This window comes from Flavobacterium sp. (genome assembly GCF_052437795.1).
GTDB lineage: Bacteria > Bacteroidota > Bacteroidia > Flavobacteriales > Flavobacteriaceae > Flavobacterium.
In genome coordinates this window covers 48,578-68,139 of record NZ_JBQVPA010000007.1, presented here as the reverse complement: position 1 = coordinate 68,139, position 19,562 = coordinate 48,578, and the positions used below count along the sequence as shown (strand labels likewise).

The window sequence follows — 19,562 nt, the reverse complement described above, 5'->3', positions numbered from 1 at the left end:
TCGTTTATTTTGTGGTTCCGAGAGCGCCTGCGGTATCTACGGCACACTGCTTAAGGGTTTCGAACACTGTATCAACTATCTTCTCAGCTTCATCCAGCGCGACATTAAGCCCGTCTACCAGCGCGTTGAAGATCTCTGATGCGGCATAGCCAATGCCTTTCAGTATGTTGGCGATCTCTTCCGCTGTCTGCTTAAAGCCGTTATATATAGCCTCGGCTATTTTTGCCACCTCCAGCGCAAATGCTACCGCGTTCTTTTTTACCCAGTCTACAAACTCGCTCAACGCGTTGAACGCCGAAGCAAAAAGGTCGGCAATGTTGTCTTTCAGCCATTCCCATACCGTATCTTTCAAGCCGCTAAGCGAGGTAATAGCCTTGCTGATATCGATCTCAAAAATGGTTTTAAATTCATCCTCACTGCCATAGGCAATGTGTATGCCCAAGAGGTCAAAGAGGAACTTGCCTTCAAGCAGGAACCTGCCCTTACTGCCGTCAACAACTATCCCCAGGCCGGCTGCAATGCTAAAGTTAGGCAGATCGATCTTTGGTATCAGGTCAACCCCAAAAACTGTAAGCGGCCCTATCGACACGTTCTTCCACCCAAAGTTGAATTCGAAAGAACATTTACAGCTATACGTTTCAGGGTTCAGCCCGGCCGTAATGGCATACCCGCCCCACGTACCGCTGTCGCCCACCTGTATCCCTTCAGTCACTTTCATACTGAATTCAAAAAGCCCGTCGGTGGTCGCAATGCCGTACAAGTGCTCCTCGATGACATCAAGCACTTTCAGGTAACCACTCGCGTAGAAATACACTTCTTTATCGGCATTAAGGTCCCTCCGTACAAGATGCTCCGCTATCAGGTCGATCTTCATCCCGTCAGATGCCACCGCGATGATCGGGCCTTTGGTAAGGTCCGGCGATCGTTTTTCATTATCCCAGGCAGCCAGCGTAAATACATCGCCTATTTTCACAGCTTTCTCCATTTTAGCCATGCCTTTAAAGCTCTGTTTGCTATTGGTATGGGTGATCTCAACATCCAGCAATACCTGGGTTTGCTGCAGCACATCAAAACTGGCATGGGCCGTAAAGCCTTTTTTGAACTCCTTGGTACCAATGTGTAGTGAATTCCCTTCGACAACTGCAAAATCTACATATTTGATCCGGATAATGTCATTGATGAAATCCATCCCCGGTACCGAGCCGGTATCAACACTGGTGATGCCATTAATAAGGTCGCCAATGGAAAGGTCATTTTTGTCGTTCGTTTTTTTCAGAAGGAAAGCGATACCGGTAACCGCATCAAAGTTGAGCACCTCACCTGCTACGCCAAACTCAAAATCCTTATTATCATCTGTCGTGAACATGAAATCGCCTCCCAACTGTACCGATACTCCGCCTGAAGTTGCCGCCAGGGCCACTGCCGAATAAAACTCTTTTACCGTAAGGCGGCTGTAGCCAAAAGGATGCACCCAGTCGCCCAGCGAGAGCATTAGCTGTATGCTGCCATCAGAAGGCTTTATGGTACTTGACAATGTAAGCCCAATGCCCCCTTCGCTGCCATCCGGCGGATAAAACTTACCATTGGCCGACGCGATGATCTTATAATCGCTGCCTTCCATATCCCATTCCAGCCCAAAGTCCTGAAACTCAAAGATGGCATCGGATCCCGGCTTAAATTTAGACGAACCATATTTCGCCATGAGGGTGAGCTTATCTTTCAGGTCGCTGTTGGCATACAAGGCAAGTGTCTGGTTTTCCCCGATGAGCGAAACCAGTGGCTTTAGCAGGTTATCAAGCTCAAGTGTGGTAAAAAAAGTGATCCCGTTCTTTACCTCAAAATCGCCGGTCACGATAGAAGGTACTTCGCCATCGCCAAATAACTTCAGGCCGGTTAATGTTTCTGCCGATGCTTCAGGCAATGAAGAGAACAGCAGGCCCGACTGTTTGAACTTTACATCTTTAAGCGGCGCCCAAATACTCCCAGGGCTCCATTCGGCCACTACCGCACCGGCAAGCACGCATACTTTTGCATCATCCGGCTCCCCTGTGGCTTCTCCATTGTAAACGATCCTTATCGCGCCTGCGGCCAGTTTTTCCGATCTGTAATACAGGTCTCCCGTACCTCCAAAGTCGATATTCCTGTCCTTATCGATCTTTAAGGAGAGCTGTCCCTTCTCAAAAGTTACCTCGTTAAAAGGCGCATGGTCCAATAGACCCGGCCACAGATCACTGAGCCTCCACGACAGTTTATCCCCCATTGTGGCATCAAGCTCGATCGCTACTTCACTTGAACTTAATTTGGTAAAAGTTACCAGGATATAGGCATCGGCATAGTCGCCTGTTCCTTTCACTTTAAGCTTTGCCTCATCCGCCGTAGCGGTCCCTTCAAATGCTACCGGGCTCATTTCAAGCTGCAGGGCCGCACCGCTTCCCGTTACTTTAAAGCTGCCTGCAGACCCGATAGGTATCGTAACACCGTTAAGGTAATACTCCATCGCTGTTGCTATAACCCCGGGAAAAAGCCCCGAAGCCAGTTTAAGGCTTTCCCCCTTTATATTATCGGTAAGGGTCTTTTTGATATCTGTTGCAGCCATTTTACTTTCTTGAAGATTGAAATGCGCCAAATACTTTTTGGAGCGTGTTATTCAGCCAGTTCCCTATATATTTTTTCACATCATCGCTGCCCAGCTCCTTATTTATCTTATCCTCCATAAGGCTCGCGATCTGGCCCGAATTATTGTAAGCATTGATCACTGCCGAGCCGATAGACTGAAGGCCCAGCCACGAATCCTGATCTGTAATGTCTACTGACGCTATTTTGACATTCGACTTGAAAGATGTTACATTAGCTGTTGCCTTAAGGTCAGGCATAGCGGTAAATGTAAGACCTGCGTCCATTGTCAGGTCGCCCGCATTTATCCTTACCATGAACGACCCGGTCATGAGTGTTGCGTTGGCATCCTCGCCATCTTTAACTTCAAGGTTCTTATCTACATTGCCTATAGCCACCAGGTATCTTTTTTCATCAGCGCTAAGCGAATCCATGAACTCATCATAGTTGCGCGGTGTTCTTTTCTTCATTGCCAGCATCTTTTCCGGCGAAACACCTTCAATAGTGCCATATACCTGGTTTACCGTCATTGGCACCGTGTTTTTTGATGTGTTGCCCGTTTCGGCCACAAATCCTTCAAACTGCAACGCAGCCTGTCCTGCCGCGTTGAACTGTTCTTTTGTGATGTTGCATTTTTCCGGTGGGTTCTTTCCGTAACCAAAAGCCGCATAAGCCACGGCAAGTTTTTGGTTAAAGGCATTGGTATTATAATTCGTGGCGCCATTTTCCCCGTCCATGTATACATTGCCGTTCACCGGTACGTTCGGGTCTTTGCTCGCCTGGTAGGTCGTACCCATAAAATGCTGGTTGGCCGGCTGCACCCATGAGTTTTTCAGGCCCTTGTTGTTTTGGAAAGAATAGTTGTACACCTCGTTATGATCGTAGAATTTATCCATGAGCAGGCCACCGTTCTTTGTTTGCCAAAGTTTTGTGCGCTGGCCCCTTGCTTCTTCAAGATACTCGTCTGTCCCTACCAGTTCCCCGGATCCGGCCATCCTGTCTTTAAAAGGCATAGGCAGTATCGCCGCCGAATCCAGGGCACATTCTGCCAGGCCCGTAGCTACCAGTGTATAGCTTCCTGAAACAGTAATGTCAGGAACGCCGATCACCGCCTTTATGGTACCCTTGGAATCGGTCTCGTCCTTATAGGTAAGTCCACCGTTCGTTACATTATGCATGTCAGATATGATCACGTTAGCGAACCTGATGCCTACATAGCCGCTTTTTACCGGCAGCCATGATATCAGGTTGTCCGATTTCATAAGCTGGAACGACCCAGTCGCGGGTACATTGTCCAGCATGAGGTTGCCCATGGGATCTGCTTTTATACCTTCTTTTGAAATGCCGTCCTTAATAACGTTCGGCAGATAGTAATCGCTTTCAGGGTTCCACATAGCGGCCCATGCGGCCTGTGTAAAAAATTCGTTTGGAGACTCTCCGGTAACTTTCTTAGCCATGATCTTGATAGTTTATGTTATTGTTTATAGGTTTTGCACAGTTATATACTGTATCACATTGCCAAAACTATTTTAAAGACAAGCGCCATAACAGCGTATAAACACCTGTTTTTTAGCACTACTTAAAAGCCCATATAAAAAAGGCCTGCCCGGGATACCGGACAGGCCACACAAAAAAAATATAAAAGGAAAGTTATGTACCGTAATGGCTTCCGCCATGCGATGCTTTCTTTTTTTCTACAAAGTGGTAAAAGGCAAAGGCTACACCTGCTATCGCAAGGAATATAAGCCTTGGGTTCACTGCCACGGGCTCTTCCACCGTGCCGTCCACATCGCCGTTCTCATCCTCAAAGCCGGTCCCGGGGTCGTCATCGGCAAACACCAGGAAATCGCTTAGCAGCATTATGAGGCATATATAAATTTTTAAATATCTGTGTATCATGATAATTTTCTTAATAGATCATTTTTTTACTAATTGTGGCCCCTCCTGTAGTAGTTACCTGCACTACAAGCATCTGCTGTTCTGACTGTAGGGTATCGATAGTGAAAGTGGAAACATCAGGTATAGCGCTGTCATACAGCAGCCTGCCCCTTATGTCCGTTACTTTAACCCTGCTCATGGATAAATTACCGCTGCTTACCGAAATGGCACCATTGTTCTTCCAGACGATCACCTGGCTTATGTCCTCTTTCGGGCCATCAGTCCCCAATGCATCTGCATACACTACATGAAAACGGTCATTGATCGTACCTGCCTCTGTCGTAAAATTATAGGTACCTCCAGTAGTAAGGTTGTGTGTGGTACCAAGCAGGTCGTCCCTGAGGTAAATGTGCTGGCCGTTCGAAAAGATACCTGTAACATGGTCCAGGGTTATTCCATAAGATCCGGCTGTCGTGGCTTTATAGCCCATGGGTACCTCATCGCCTGCATCAAACGCCGCACGTGCCTGGATGGCAAGCATTGTGTCTTCTGCCAGTGTATATACCGCAATGACACCGTCATTAAACAGCCTGCCGTCATATCCATAGTCCAGCCCATTAGTCGTTACTCCGCTGTATACCAGCGCGGCCTGCCCAAACTCACCGGCACTGCCTGTTATGTTGAGCCACATTTTAGAACTGGATGGCGTATCCTGGGCCGACATGCCATTCCTGAAGAACTGCCCGTTGTTCTCCCCTCTCCTCATACTATTCTTAAAAAGTATCTGGCTTGCCGTGGACGCCGCCTTTATATGAAAGCCCTGCCCCGGGTTGATTACCCAGTTGGCCTCATCGCCGTCTTCAAATGCATTGCCGGCAGCAGCATCAGCTTCCTGGGTGGCACCTACATAGGCCGCCAGCGTCAGGGTAGCATAGGCCGTACCTGCAGTACCGTTCCTTTTCCTCCAGAAATACAGTGTCCCATTATCCAGTGATCCACTGTTCTCCAGTATAAGGTCCTGCACACTTATTGGTGATGGGTACGGATTGCCCACTGCGTTGTACCTGTTACCCGTAGCGATGACCGGCACAGCTATTTCGCCATTGTTCGGTACACCCCTGAATATCCCGTTGAACACAGATGCCGATGTGTCGCTCAATCCTTCGGGCATACGTATCAGGTACCCTTTCCCAACGGTAAAGTTCACTTGATCCGGAGTTCCTCCAAAAATACCCGAAGCACTCTGGTAGTTGCTGTAAGCGCCCAGTTCGGTGTTGTACACATAAAATCGTTCGTCAAGGGTTTCCTCAGAAAAATCCTTTAACGTCTGGCTGCCGCTCAGTGGCGATGACCATATTGTATAATCTTTACCATATATCGCGGCACTGTTGCGTTTGTATATGATATTCCCAAAGTTATTGGAGTTGTCTATCTGTACAAGGTTACTGTTATCCTCAAATGTCAAACTGCCTCCTTCTATGTATACCGGCCCTTTTATGATAAAGTCATCCCCCGGCTCAACCACTACGGCACCACCGTTTATCATAAGCGAACAGGCCGTTATTTCGCCGTGCAAAGCCGAATTATAGTCTCCAAAGATAACTGCCGTAACGTTAAAGCATGTTGGCGCGCCATTGCTCCATTCGGTACCGTTCCAGAACGTAGTGCTGCTGCATTCGCTTCCGTCAGATACGGTTACATCTCCCTCTGTACTACAGCCGTTCATGTCCGTTACCGTTACTGTATAGGTGCCCGGCTCAAGTCCTGATGCTGTTGCCTCGTTACCTCCATAAGGCGCCCACGAATAAGTAAAATACCCCGCGCCACCCCATGCATCGGCAAAGGCTGTAGCTGTGCCATCGCATCCTGTGCTTACAGGCTGCAGATAAAGCGACACCGGCTGTGGCTGCCCTATTGTAATAGTATACTCTACCGTACAGCCACCCTGATCTGACACGGTAACGGTATGGTTACCGCTGGCAAGCCCCGTGGCTGTAGCCTCTGTACTGCCCGACGGTGACCAGTAATAACTGTAGTTACCGTAGCCGCCAACAGGTGCCACCGTTGCGGTACCTGTTGCTGCGCCAAAGCACTGCACATCGGTTTTGGATACCGTAGCTGACAAAGGCGTTTCCGGTTGGGTGATCGTAAATGTTTCCTGAATAGTACATCCATTGGCATCGGTAATGGTTACTGTATGCTCTCCTGCCCAAAGACCTGAGGCCATAGCCTCTGTACTGCCTGTAGGCGACCACGAGTAGCTGTACGGCACCGTACCGCCCGTTGGGATCACAGTAGCAGTACCATCTGCCCAGTTGGTACATATTACATTGGTTTGTGAACCGGTAGCAGATAAGGCATCCGGTTGGGCGATCGTAAAGTCCTTTTGTGCCGAACATCCAACGGCATCAGTGATCGTTACCGTATAATTACCCGGCGATAGCCCAACAGCAGTAGCGTCAGCACCTCCTGCCGGCGACCATAAATATGTATAGGCTCCCGTACCACCCGAAGCCACAACAGTCGCGGTACCATTAGCCTCGCCATTACACAATGCGTCTGACTGTGACTGCGTGGCCGTTATAGCCAGTGGCTGTGTTATGGAAAAATCCTTTTGTAAGGAACATCCGTTCACATCGGTAATGGTAACGGTATAATTTCCTGCGGCAAGATCATTTGCCGTTGCAGCCGAACCACCCGAAGGCGACCATGAGTAGATGTATGTACCGGTCCCTCCCGAAGCAGCTACCGTAGCACTTCCCGTGGCGGCTCCGTTACATATAACATCTACCTGGGATCGCGTAGCCGCCAAAGCTTCCGCGGGCTGCGCGATGGTAAAGTTTTTTTGCAGGGAGCATCCATTGGCATCAGTGATCGTTACCGTATAATTACCTGCCACCAGATCACTTGCCGTAGCGCCCGTGCCACCGGATGGCGACCACATATAGCTATAGGCACCTGTACCACCCGAGACAATTACAGTCGCAGTTCCTGTGCTGCTGCCATGGCACAAAGCATCTGTTTGTGACCCTGTGGCTGACAATGCCGCTGCAGGCTGCGTAATGGTAAAGTTTTTCTGGATGGAACAGCCATTGGCATCGGTTATCGTTACCGTATAATTGCCGACCGGAATATTGCCCGCCGTAGCACCCGATCCTCCCGATGGCGACCATGAATAGCTATAATTGCCGGTACCGCCCGAAGGTGTTACCGTGGCACTGCCTGTACTGCTTCCAAAGCACAGGACATTAGTTTGCGACTGTGCAGCCGATAAAGCTGCTGCGGGTTGCGTAATGGTAAAGCTCTTTTGTATGGAGCAGCCATTAGGATCGGTTATTGTGACCGTATAATTGCCTGATGCCAAATTGCTTGCCGTAGCACCCGATCCGCCAGAAGGCGACCATAAATAATTATAATTACCGGCACCGCCCGAAGGTGTTACCGTAGCACTGCCCGTAGCATTCCCAAAACATAAAACATTGTTTTGCGACTGCGTAGCGGTCAAAGGTGCAGCAGGCTGCGTTATGGTAAAGCTTTTTTGCACGGAACAGCCATTGGCATCGGTAACGGTAACAGTATAAGTGCCTGACGCCAAATCGCCTGCAGTAGCCCCCGACCCACCCGATGGAGACCAGTAATAGGTGTAACTGCCCGTACCGCCCGAGGCCGTTACCGTAGCGCTGCCCGTAGCATTGCCGTAGCAAAGTACGTTGGCTTGCGATTGTGTCGCGGTTAAAGCTGACGCAGGTTGCGTGATGGTAAAGTTTTTTTGGATAGAACAGCCGTTAGCATCGGTTATAGTCACCGTATAGTTGCCTGATGCCAAATTGCTTGCCGTAGCTCCCGATCCGCCCGATGGTGACCAGGAATAAGTGCAAGCGCCTGTACCGCCGTTAGCAGCAACGCCGGCACTCCCTGTGCTGTTCCCATAACATAAGACATTGGATTGCGATTGCGTTGCCGACAACGGTGCTGCAGGCTGCGTAATTGTAAAAGTAGTAGAACTGCTGGTACCACAACTTGTGGTTATCGTACACGTCCATTGGCCGGCCGCAAGGCCTGTAGCGGTCCTTGTACCGTCGCCTGCCGGGTTACCCGGGCTCCAATCATAGCTTACCGCTCCGGGAACTGCAGCTACTGTAGCGCTGCCCGTTGCACCTCCGTAGCAAAGTACATTGGTTTGCGTAGCCTGGGTTGCCGTTATTGGCGCGCATTGCCAGGTCATGGTATCGTGCGATACATAACCTGTATTGCCGGATGTAGTTACAACATATTGGTCTATAGCCACATTCGAATTGTTCTGGCCTCCATAGGTTGCCATGTTGATAAATGAAAAACCATTTTGGTAACTCGGATTCATGTTAAAGCCAGAGGATGTAACATCAAAAACAACAACACCGCCAAGCTTTCCGGTAATTGTGACCGGGCTGTTTTGCAGGGCCAGGTTATTGGATGACAGGAACAGCCAAAGGCTTTTGAGCTGGAATGCCGCACCTGTACTGGTAGATATGGTAAATTGTACCGGTACAAAAGCTTTTGCGTAGGTGTCATTGTCGATATAAGCTGTATCGGGGCCGGAGCCATTCCACCCGGTATTAGCGAACATCTTTTGTATGTAAAATTTCCCTCCCGCCTGGGTGGTGATGTTAAATTGCTGCCCGTTATCGTTAAATGTGATCGCGCCCTGGGTCTCTGTCTCAAAGGTCTCCGTTGTCTGTGCACATAAGAATGTGGAAACGAACAGGAGGCAGACGAGTATATAGTAATGTCGCTTCATGATAATGAATTTTACTTTGGTAATACTTGTTTCTTTTTGGGGTAATTTTGTGGCTATGGCCTGGAAGGATAGATCCCTTCAACACAAATGATATAGCTCATGGCCAGGTAAGGGTTCATTAGAGAAAACTCTTTGCCTCCTCCTGTAGTGGGATCAATGGTCACAGTTGTATCGGCAAGCTGCATATCAGGCACTGCGTCAATAAAACCGAAATTGGGTTCAAATGATCTTCCTGTCCCTTTTCCCGGCGCACCAAAGACCGATGTCCTTTTTGGTAAAGGATCTGCGGCATTAGTAGTGCTTACCATAACTTTTGCTGTGTGGGTATGGTCCGGCACATGTGTAGCGTCCAGTATCATTTTTTCTGTCCCGCCATTATCTCCGGGCTTATAAGCTGTCTTCCCTGCTTCGGCTATCGTACCTGCTCCAACAACAGCCCTGCTCCTAAGGTCGGGCAATGCAAATGATCCTGCTCCGTCCCCTCCGTACGTTGTACCAATGAGGCTGAACAAGTCGCCGAACCTGTGTGTCGATAATAGCTGCCCTTCGCAAAACATCCATCCTCTTGGGGCAAAATTGCCCGCAAACAATTTTACAATTCCTGTGTACTCTTCCATGATATTATATTTTTTGTGTTATAAGGCAAAACTAGATCAGCACCTTTCTATAAAATCACGTAGAAATACCTGTTTTTAAATATCCCATTAATTGCAATTTTGCTTAACTTGCACTACGCTATAATTTATTTAAAAGGAAAAGTAGTACAGACAACCAGTATAAACCACTAAATAAAAAGACATGCTTAAAGATGAACTAGCAGCAAAATTCGACAACAGGATCGAATTGGAAACCGCCCAAAACTGGGCAAAGAAATGGCGTGAAGGTAAAGAGGGCTACATTTTTCACAGCCAGGTGAAAGGCTTCCTAATACCTATTGAAGGATTAAAACACATATTTGATAGCGGAGCAGAGGCTGCCAGGGCATACATTGGAGTTGATGATAACGGAGAGGCCAAGCTAATGTTCGTAGGCACAACGTATAACCATCAAATGCAAACGCATGATGATATGCTGCCAAAATCAGCCCAACCCGGCTTTATTTATGATTTCACCCTGCCATGCCCGCGTGCCTGTGGCTATAACAGCCCTTTGAACGACCTTGAACTATAGTAGAACGACTTTCTAAAAAAATGGAGACATTAAAGATCTTTTCGGGGATCGGCCTTGTGATCCTTTGCATTAATGTCATAATTTACCTTATAGGCTTTTTCAGGAATGAAAAAGCCTATAAATATTTCTCGCTTTATCTTTTGGCAATAGGCGTGGTCCAGTTGATCATGCAGGCCTTTGCGCTGAGAAATCAAAACAACCATTTCCTGTCTAACTATTACCTGTTCTCCCAGTTTATTTTATTGAGCATCTTTTTTTATAACCTTTTCCTTGGGGTCGCAAAAAGAAAGAGCCACCTTATAATGGCCACCTCTGTAATAACGACCATAGGGCTGGTCATACAATACTCCGTTTACCCGGACAACTATTTCACTTTCAACTCGCTGGGCCTGCTCATAACTTCTGTGATCCTCATTGCCTATTCAGTACTCTACCTGTATGAACTTCTTGGTAAAAAGCTGCCATTCCATTTCGTGACCATAGGGCTGTTCATTTACCTTATCAGCAGCGCGCTTATTTTTGCGTCTGCCACATCTCTTGTAAGTATAAATGACGAATTTTACGTGTATATTTGGAATACCAATGCCATTTTGTTCATTATATACCAATTACTCGTATTGTGGGAATGGAAACAACGTTTTTTACCCCGGATAACACACCGGCACTGATCGTCCTGGCTGGCATTTTCCTGATGCTGACCATGGGCATTACCCTATTGCTTTTCTTTTTCTTTTCGAATAGGAAGATCATGCAAAAAGAACTCGAAAAGAAGAACATCGAACTGCAGCACAGCAAAGACCTCCTTTCAGCGACCATTGCAACACAGGAAAAGGAACGTAAAAGGATAGCTCAGGACCTTCATGATGACATCAGTTCCAAGCTAAATGTAGTCTCGCTCAATTGCCACCTGCTATCCATGCAGGGTGTTGAGGCAGAAAAACAAGGAGAGATACTCGGATCGATCATAGAATTATCATCTAAAGCCTTAGAGAATTCCCGCAGGATAGCCCATAATCTTTTCCCACCCGTTTTTGACAAATTCGGCCTCCATGCCGCGATAGAAGAATTATGTTCTGAATTCAACAGCCTCGACAACATAGCCGTTGACTATAGTAGCAAGGTAAATTTTGACAATGCCGATAAAGAAAGGCACATGCATATATTCAGGATATTGCAGGAACTGCTCAGCAACTCCATACGCCACGGCAAGGCTACCAAAATGAGCATCCTGTTCGAAAATGAAGCCGGAAAAACAGTATGCCATTATAATGACAATGGGATCGGGTTTGATGTAAATGCCATAAAACAACAGGCTGGGCTGGGAATGAAAAACATACAAAGCAGGATCGACCACCTAAAGGGCAGCCTTACCACAGACTCGGGAACAGGCCACGGAACAACCACGATATTCAGCTTTTAAAATGAGTACCATAAAAATACTTTTAGCCGATGATGAGCCGTTGTTCAGGAACGGCATCGCATTCCTTTTACAGCGGGAAGCTGACATGGAAATAATTTTTGAAGCGTCGAACGGCATCGAGGTCCTTGACTATCTTTCAGGTTGCACCGTATATCCCGATATTATCATAATGGACCTTAAAATGCCCGGTGTTAATGGTGTTGAAGCTACGGAGGCGGTATGCGAACACTTTCCTTCGATAAAGGTAATAGCACTGACGAGCTATAATACTAAGCCATTCATTGCGAACATGATAAGCACCGGTGCGTCATCTTATCTTGTAAAGAACATTACACCTGATGTTTTGCTTAAAACCATAAGGGAAGTGGCTTTAAAAGGGTATTATTATGATGCTTATGTGTTAGAGGTATTAAAAGAGAACATACAGGCCCCAAAAAGATCAAATTTCAACAACTGGGACCTTACGGCCCGCGAAAAAGAGATCATCAAGCTTATTTGCATGCAGCAAAGTACCAAAGAAATAGCCGACACGCTCTTCATAAATTACCGTACCGTTGAGGGTCACCGTAATAACCTGCTGCTCAAAACACAATCGAAGAACATGGCAGGCCTGGTCGTATTCGCGCTCCAGAACGACATCCTCAAACTCGAGGACATAATAGTGTGATCCATCGCAGATGACTTAGTTTAGTCATAAGTCATATGAAAATTAAGCTATATAGCATTGTGCTCAATGAACTTCAGCTTAAGGGTCAGGTACGTTACCGTATATTTTGCTTTCAGCAGATCATATTCGGCGGTGAGCAATTGGTTCTTTGAGGCCGAAAAAACAACAGCTTCGATCAGGCCGTGCGTAAATTTTGCCTGCGCTGCAGTAAATGACCTATCAGCATACGTTCGCGCCTTTTCAAGCTTTTGGGCTATTTCCCGCGCCTGCTGCAGTTTTGCTATTTCCTGTTCTATGAGCTGGCGCAGCTTTATCTTTTCCTGTTCTGCCTCCACGGTCTTTTTTTTGTATTCGATCTTTGCCACCTGCACATCCCTGTGGTTGCGCAACCCATTGAATATGGGTACATTCAGCTGTACGCCTACGTAGTGGTTCTTATTATCGTCGAGCTGTGTCCAGAAAGGGTTTACGCCCTGCGTGCCTAAACCGTTCAGCGGAAGGTAGTAAAATGACGAGTAACTGTAATAAGCCCCCAATACAGGCAGGTATTTATTTTTCTGCATTTTCATTTCCTTCCTTGCAATGTCCTCCGCCAGCTGTGCCGAAACTATGGCGGGATAGTTTTTCAGGGCATTTTCGTATACCGGATCGCTATTTTCGGCGAAAGCCTCTGCATAGCCTTTAGTATCCAGTGTCATAGCATCGGGCGAAAGCCCCGTGGCATTCATCAGTTGGATCAGCTGCAATTTTCTGTTATACAGCAATTGCCTGGTCTCAATGATGCCGTTCTCCTCAAGTGCATAGCTCACCTGCATGTCATACAGGTCGCTTTTGGGCCTGCTGCCCAGTTCTGCCTCCTTTTCTATCCTTTTTAAATTATACACCGCGTTCTCAAACTGCGCCAGCTGTACCTTTAGCAGTTCCTGGGTATACAGCGCATTGAAATAATTCTCCATGATGCTGAGCGAATACTCCGTTGCTGTGGCTTCCTTGTCGGCATTAGCCCTGAGCACCGCCAGCTTGTTGCGGCGTGCCTGTGTAAACACATTCAGGTCAAGCAACGTAAGGGAAGCATTTAGTGAAAAATTGTCCGTCTGGATATTGCTGCTTACCCTGTTATTGGTCGCAGGGTCAATGGTCGACCCTATGCTGTAGTTATGGCTCGCAGAAAAGTCTACCTTCGGCAAAAAATCCATGCCAGGGCTCCGGTAGGTAGCCTTTGCGCTGACGATGTCCAACTCCCTCAGCTGGATATCAAGGCTGTTTTTCCTCCCCTCGTCCAGGCACCGCTGTAATGTCCATACTTCCTGCGAAAAAGCAGCAACAGGAAACAGCATTATATATAGAATAATCTTTAGCTTCATGGCACATTCCGTTAAGGCTGTGGGTACTCCTGCCCCACAGCCGGTATTATTAACTAACTTCAGATCCTTATTCGTACTTAAGGTATTTCAGCACCTCGACCCTTGTAGCGGCATAGGTCTTAGACAGCACTACCACCAGCGTAAGGGCCATCAGCGCGCAGAAGCTCACCGCGAACGGCAGCCACGACACCGGCAGCCTGTATGCAAAATTGTCGAGCCACATATCCAGCAGCAGCCAGGCCGGCACGAACGCTATGGCAAAACCAACAATGCAAAACACCACGTACTGCTGTGAAAGCTCTTTTAAAAGCGTAGCTGTTTCGGCACCCAGGGTCTTGCGTATGGCGATCTCCTTCATGCGGCGCTCTATGTTGAACGATGCCAGGGCGAACAACCCGAACAGCGCTATCACGATCACCACCACATTGAGCAGCGAGAACAGGTTGCGCTGCTGCACATAGCTGTGGTAGGTACGCTTAAAATTCTTGTTGATAAAGTCGTACGTGAACGGAAAGTCGGGGTCTATCTCCTCACGCCAAAGCTTTTCTATAGCGGCTATGGCAGCTTCGGTATGCTGCGGGTCGATCTTTATGTAGATGTTGTGGGCGTTTTGCAGCATCCAGTCCACCGTTTTGTAATGATAAATTATGACAGGCATTATCTTTTCCTGCGGTCCGTTGATATGGAAATCTTTTGTAACCCCAATTATCTTGAACTTGATGCCATCCTGCCATTCTACATAGGAATTCATCGGGTCTTTGATACCCATGAATTTTACCGCGGCCTCATTCAGTATTACCGAACTAATGGTATCCTCTGCGAATTTCGGTGACAGAGTGCGACCCTCCTTCATTTCCACCTCAAGCATTTCCAGCAGATTGTAGTCGGTCACCATGTTCTGCATCGAATAAAACTGGCCATTATAGCCATAGCTGGTATAAAAGCTCGTCCCCTCGCCCACTCCGGCTGTATTGGCCGATACCATCTCCACTCCTTTTATGGCAAGCAGCCTGTGTTTGATGTTCATATACTTGTTCGCCACTATCTTTTTAAATCCGGGCACCTTAAAATCATAGGGGTTGCGGTAATATACCGATATCACCTGATCGGCCTTAAAGCCGGGATCTTTAGTGATCAGGTGGTTTACCTGGCTGTATACCACATACGATCCTATGATGAAGAACGATGCTATGGCAAACTGCCCCACCAGCATGGCATTACGAAGCCAGATCCCTTTTTTGCTGCTGCCAATGGTTCCGCGCAATACCTGCACCTCTTTAAAACCTGACACATAAGCCGCCGGGAATACCCCTGCCACGAGAACCACTGCAATAAAAACACCAACCAGTTGCAACAGGAAATAGCTGCTTTCCATGACAAGGCTTTTGCGGAGGAACTCGTTATAATACGGCAGTGATACCTCAACCACTACCAATGCTATGAGTATGGCAAAAAAGGTGGTTACCATCGACTCGAACACGAATTGGGTTACCACATCGCGTTTAGATGCCCCAAGCACTTTGCGTACGCCTACTTCCTTCGCCCGCTTTATGGCATTGGCAGTCGCCAGATTCACATAATTGGCTATCGACATGATAAGGATCAGTACGGATAGCCCCACCATGATCAGCAGCAGCTGGTAATTGCCCTTGCTTTCAGGTACATCGCCGGCATGGGTGTGCAGCCTGATATCTTTCAGCTGTTCTAAATATACATTTATCGAACCGAACCTTTTGATATACTCCTCTACCGATATCCCGCCGTTTTGCGCGTTCCTTTTGGTATCGTTCTCCAAATACAGCGCCTCGATCTTTTTTTCGACCGATGAGGCATCTTCCGGGCGGGCCAGCTTCATGAACAGTGCGAACCTGAAGTTGCCCCAATTATTTTCATTCTCCTTAAGCTTCGCGTCAATGCGATTGGTTACCATGTCGGGCATGTACGACGACTTGCCTGTAATTTGATATACACCGGTTATGGTGAACGGTTTGTCTTCATATGTTACTTCTCTCCCAAGCACATCGGCAGTACCGAACAGCTTTATTGCAAGTTGGTCGCTTATAGCGATGGACGTTGGGCTAAGGGCTTTTTTGGGATCCCCTTTCACAAATGGAAATGGAAAAAACTCAAAAAATGTAGCCTGAGCGTCTACCACTTTTTCGGCCATGACCTTTTTGCCATCGCTCTTAAGTATGTTGCTGTTGTACCAGCCTGACATGTAGCAGTGGCTCTTTACCTCGGGTATCGTGCTAAGGGCATTTCCCAAAGCATCAGAGCTGGAACCCCACACTTTATCTTCCCCAAGGTCGGAAACCGAAAAGAAGATGTGTTCCTTACCGGGATTCCAGGTATTATAGCTTTGCTCGTCGTTCCAGTACAATATGGCGAATATCAGTCCTGCGATACCAAGGCTTATGCCTAGCACATTCAGCGCGCTGAACAGCTTGTTAGCCTTTACATGGTATAAGTATACCTTTAACCAGTTCTTTACCATGGCTATTCGTATTTAAGATAAGTTAGTACATCTACCCTTGTAGCCACATAAGCCCTTGACAGCACAACCGCCAGTGTAAGGGCCATTAGCACGACAAAGCCGATAATGAACGGCACTACCGACATCTCTATCCTGTAAGCGAAATTATCCAGCCACATATCCAGTAGCATCCATGCCGGCACAAAGGCCACTATGAACCCAACGATGCAAAACAACACATACTGCAATGACAGTTCTTTCAGCAGGGCACTGGTCTCTGCGCCAAGGGTCTTGCGTATGGCAATGTCCTTCATGCGGCGCTGTATGCTATATGATGCCAGGGCGAACAAACCGAAGAGCGCTATCAGTATCACCACGAAATTCAGGAGCGAGAACAGGTTCCTTTGCTTCACATATGATTCGTAGCTTTTCTCGTAATTTTTATTCACGAACTCATAGCTGAACGGGTACTCAGGATCTACTTTCGATGTCCAGAACTTTTCAATATCGGCTATGGTCTGCTCCATATCATCTGCCGACACCTTTATGTATACTTCGTTCAGGTTGTATACCATCCAGTCAATAGTCTTAAAATGGAAAAAAGCCATTGGTGGTATCTCTACATGCGGGCCATAGAGGTGGAAGTCTTTTACTACGCCGACAACTTTCAGCTTTTGCTCATTCCAGTCCACTATTTTTCCCACCGGGTCATTCTCCTTCATCATCTTCATTGCCGTTTCATTAATGAGCATGGTATCAATGGTGTCCGATGCTATTTTTTCTGAAAGCTGCCTTCCCTGTGCCATTTTAACCTGTATCATGTCGAGCATGTCAAAATCTACTGCAATGTTTTGGGCCTGTACCAGCTGGTCTTTATAATCAAAACCCGATGATGAATGGGAACTGCTGCCAAGTGAAAATGCACCGCCTGACACTCCCTCTACACCTTTTATCTTGCTAAGTTCCTGCTTCAAGGTCTCGTAATGGCTGTACATTACTACAGGATCGTCATTTTGCGGTATCCTGTAGAATATCTCTATTACCTGGTCGCCTTTAAGGCCAAGGTCTTTATTACTCGTGAATCGTACCTGTTCATATACAATGTAGGAACCCGTAATGAAGAATGCCGCGATCGCAAATTGCAGGATGAGCATACCGTTGCGCAGCCATGCCCCGCTTTTGCTGCGGCCAAAGTTTCCTTTAAGTACTTTAAGGGCCTCAAAGTTGGCAACATACACCGCCGGGAAAATGCCGGCAACGATCACCACGATGAAAAATATCACTATCAATTGTATGTAAAACTGGCCGCTGCTCAGTTCGAGCGACTTGTCCAGAAATTCATTGTAGTACGGCAATGCCAGTTCTACAATGACAAGCGACAAAATAATGGCGACCAATGCCGTCAGGATGGTCTCAAAAATAAATTGTTTTACAATGTTGCCTTTTGAGGCGCCAAGTATTTTGCGTATACCTACTTCTTTGGCCCGTCTAATGGCGTTGGCGGTAGCAAGGTTCACATAATTTACAACTGAAAGTACCAGGATGAGCACCGACAGCCCCGACATGATGAGCAGGAACTGGTAGTTGCCCCTGCCTTCGGGCATACCGCTCACAACAGATCGCAGCCTTAGGGTGGAAAGTGGTTCAAGTATAGCCTTCATCGTACCTTCCTTTTTAATATAATCCTGAATCGATACCCCTGCATGTTTAGCATTTGGTTTGGTACGGTTATCCATATAGATATTGTCTATCTTTTGGGTAACTGCTTCGGCATCATCCGGCGATTTCAGCTTTAGCATAAGGCCGAAATTAAAATTGCCCCACTGGTCCTCATTGCCCTTCAGCCTTGTCTCCTCCATCAGGTTGGTCACTGCATCAGGCTCAAACGACGATTTCCCCGGAATGCGGTACACGCAGCGTACTATAAGCTTCCTCCCGGAATAGCGTACCTCTTTACCCACTGCTTTTTCATTCCCGAAAAGGTTTTTAGCCACCTTTTCCTCCAGCGCGATGCTCCTGTTATCGGGAAGCCCTTTTCCAATACTTCCCTGAACAAATTCAAAAGGGAAAAGATCAAAGAAATTCGCCTGCGCGTCGAGTATGTTTATCTGCTGCTTTTTTTGCCCATAGTGTACCATTTCATAATAGTACCACTCGTTGAAATAGCAATATTGCTCCACTTCCGGAACATCCTTTATGTACCTGGACAGAGGGTATACATTGTGCGACCATATCCTGTCCTGCCCAAGATCGGTAGACATGGCAAAAACTACGTCCTTCTCCGGATTCCATTGGTTATAGCTGTGCTCGTCGTTCCAGTACAGGATACTGAACACCAGTCCCGCCACGCCTATACTCAGCCCCAATATGTTGAGCGAAGTAAAGAACAGGTTGTTCTTGGTGTTGTATAAATATATCTTCAGCCAGTTCTTTAACATGGTTGATCGTTTTTAATTTGTGATTGATTTTGAATGATGATCGAACTTTGCTGTTAATTGGTCACCAGCACGTCTACGTTCCTGCTGTTCTGCCTTTCGCTCATGATCATGCCGTCTTTCATGATGATGGTACGTTGCGAGAACGAAGCATCATAGTCAGAGTGCGTTACCATTAATATCGTCGCGCCGTTGGCATGCAGGTCGGTAAGCAGCTCCATTACCTCGTTGCCGTTCTTGCTGTCCAGGTTCCCTGTAGGCTCATCGGCCAGTATTATCTTCGGGTTGGTTACCAGGGCCCTTGCCACGGCGGCCCGTTGCTGCTGCCCTCCCGATAGCTGTTGCGGATAGTGCTTCAGCCTGTGTGATATGGCCAGCCTTTCGGCAATGGCTTCCACCTTCTTTTTGCGTTCGCCCGCGGGCACTTTATTGTATATTAGCGGAAGCTCGATGTTATCGTATACCGAAAGCTCATCAATAAGGTTAAAGTTCTGGAACACAAAGCCAATGTTCTCCTTGCGTATCTTCGCCCTTTCGGTTTCCTTTATCCCAACGATCTCCTGGCCCGACAGCTTGTAGCTTCCGCCCGAAGCGCTATCCAAAAGGCCCACTATATTGAGCAGCGTCGACTTGCCGCAGCCCGAAGCGCCCATTACTGTTACAAATTCGCCCTGTTTTATTTCCAGCGTAACCGAGTTCAGCGCTTTGGTCTCCACTTCTTCCGTACGGAATGTTTTTGAAAGGTTTTCTATCTTAATCATGTCT

The 19,562-nt window shown here is 47.4% G+C and carries 13 protein-coding genes; 4 read left to right on the top strand and 9 right to left on the bottom strand.

Going from position 1 to position 19,562, the window contains the following annotated elements:
- Positions 1-4: 4 nt before the first annotated feature.
- From ACT6R0_RS17750 to ACT6R0_RS17730, 5 genes are all read right to left on the bottom strand, one after another.
- The gene (locus ACT6R0_RS17750; protein ID WP_444655188.1) at positions 5-2,596 is read right to left on the bottom strand and encodes a hypothetical protein; all 2,592 of its coding nucleotides are present in this window, start codon (positions 2,594-2,596) and stop codon (positions 5-7) included.
- Between the two features lies 1 nt (position 2,597).
- Positions 2,598-4,070, bottom strand: a complete 1,473-nt coding sequence (locus ACT6R0_RS17745) for a hypothetical protein (RefSeq protein WP_444655189.1) — start codon at positions 4,068-4,070, stop codon at positions 2,598-2,600.
- A 193-nt stretch (positions 4,071-4,263) separates the two neighbouring features.
- Positions 4,264-4,512 (bottom strand): hypothetical protein, encoded by a 249-nt coding sequence (locus ACT6R0_RS17740; RefSeq protein ID WP_444667432.1) that lies wholly within the window; start codon positions 4,510-4,512, stop codon positions 4,264-4,266.
- A 10-nt stretch (positions 4,513-4,522) separates the two neighbouring features.
- Entirely contained in the window at positions 4,523-9,268 is a 4,746-nt protein-coding gene (locus ACT6R0_RS17735) for a hypothetical protein (protein WP_444655192.1), read from the bottom strand.
- Positions 9,269-9,321: 53 nt separating this feature from the next.
- Positions 9,322-9,885, bottom strand: coding sequence for a phage tail protein (locus ACT6R0_RS17730; RefSeq protein ID WP_444655194.1), 564 nt, complete (start codon positions 9,883-9,885; stop codon positions 9,322-9,324).
- A gap of 181 nt (positions 9,886-10,066) precedes the next feature.
- Between ACT6R0_RS17730 and ACT6R0_RS17725 the strand changes: the two genes are divergently transcribed.
- The 4 genes from ACT6R0_RS17725 to ACT6R0_RS17710 are packed head-to-tail and all read left to right on the top strand — an operon-like array spanning position 10,067 to position 12,525.
- Positions 10,067-10,438 (top strand): hypothetical protein, encoded by a 372-nt coding sequence (locus ACT6R0_RS17725; RefSeq protein WP_444655195.1) that lies wholly within the window; start codon positions 10,067-10,069, stop codon positions 10,436-10,438.
- A gap of 20 nt (positions 10,439-10,458) precedes the next feature.
- Complete coding sequence (locus ACT6R0_RS17720; protein WP_444655196.1) at positions 10,459-11,106, top strand: 7TM diverse intracellular signaling domain-containing protein; 648 nt, start codon at positions 10,459-10,461, stop codon at positions 11,104-11,106.
- The gene (locus ACT6R0_RS17715) at positions 11,064-11,858 is read left to right on the top strand and encodes a sensor histidine kinase (RefSeq protein WP_444655197.1); all 795 of its coding nucleotides are present in this window, start codon (positions 11,064-11,066) and stop codon (positions 11,856-11,858) included. The genes ACT6R0_RS17720 and ACT6R0_RS17715 overlap by 43 nt, the downstream gene beginning before the upstream one ends.
- Position 11,859: 1 nt before the next feature.
- Positions 11,860-12,525, top strand: a complete 666-nt coding sequence (locus ACT6R0_RS17710; protein WP_444655198.1) for a response regulator — start codon at positions 11,860-11,862, stop codon at positions 12,523-12,525.
- A 47-nt stretch (positions 12,526-12,572) separates the two neighbouring features.
- Here ACT6R0_RS17710 and ACT6R0_RS17705 read toward each other — a convergent pair whose 3' ends face one another.
- The 4 genes from ACT6R0_RS17705 to ACT6R0_RS17690 form a co-directional block, all read right to left on the bottom strand.
- Complete coding sequence (locus ACT6R0_RS17705) at positions 12,573-13,889, bottom strand: TolC family protein (protein ID WP_444655199.1); 1,317 nt, start codon at positions 13,887-13,889, stop codon at positions 12,573-12,575.
- Positions 13,890-13,956: 67 nt separating this feature from the next.
- Positions 13,957-16,383, bottom strand: a complete 2,427-nt coding sequence (locus tag ACT6R0_RS17700) for an FtsX-like permease family protein (RefSeq protein ID WP_444655200.1) — start codon at positions 16,381-16,383, stop codon at positions 13,957-13,959.
- 2 nt (positions 16,384-16,385) lie between these two features.
- Positions 16,386-18,800 carry an ABC transporter permease gene (locus tag ACT6R0_RS17695; protein ID WP_444655201.1) on the bottom strand — a complete coding sequence of 805 codons (2,415 nt, stop codon included), beginning with the start codon at positions 18,798-18,800 and terminating at the stop codon, positions 16,386-16,388.
- Between the two features lie 53 nt (positions 18,801-18,853).
- Complete coding sequence (locus tag ACT6R0_RS17690) at positions 18,854-19,558, bottom strand: ABC transporter ATP-binding protein (protein WP_444655203.1); 705 nt, start codon at positions 19,556-19,558, stop codon at positions 18,854-18,856.
- Between the last annotated feature and the right edge of the window lie 4 nt (positions 19,559-19,562).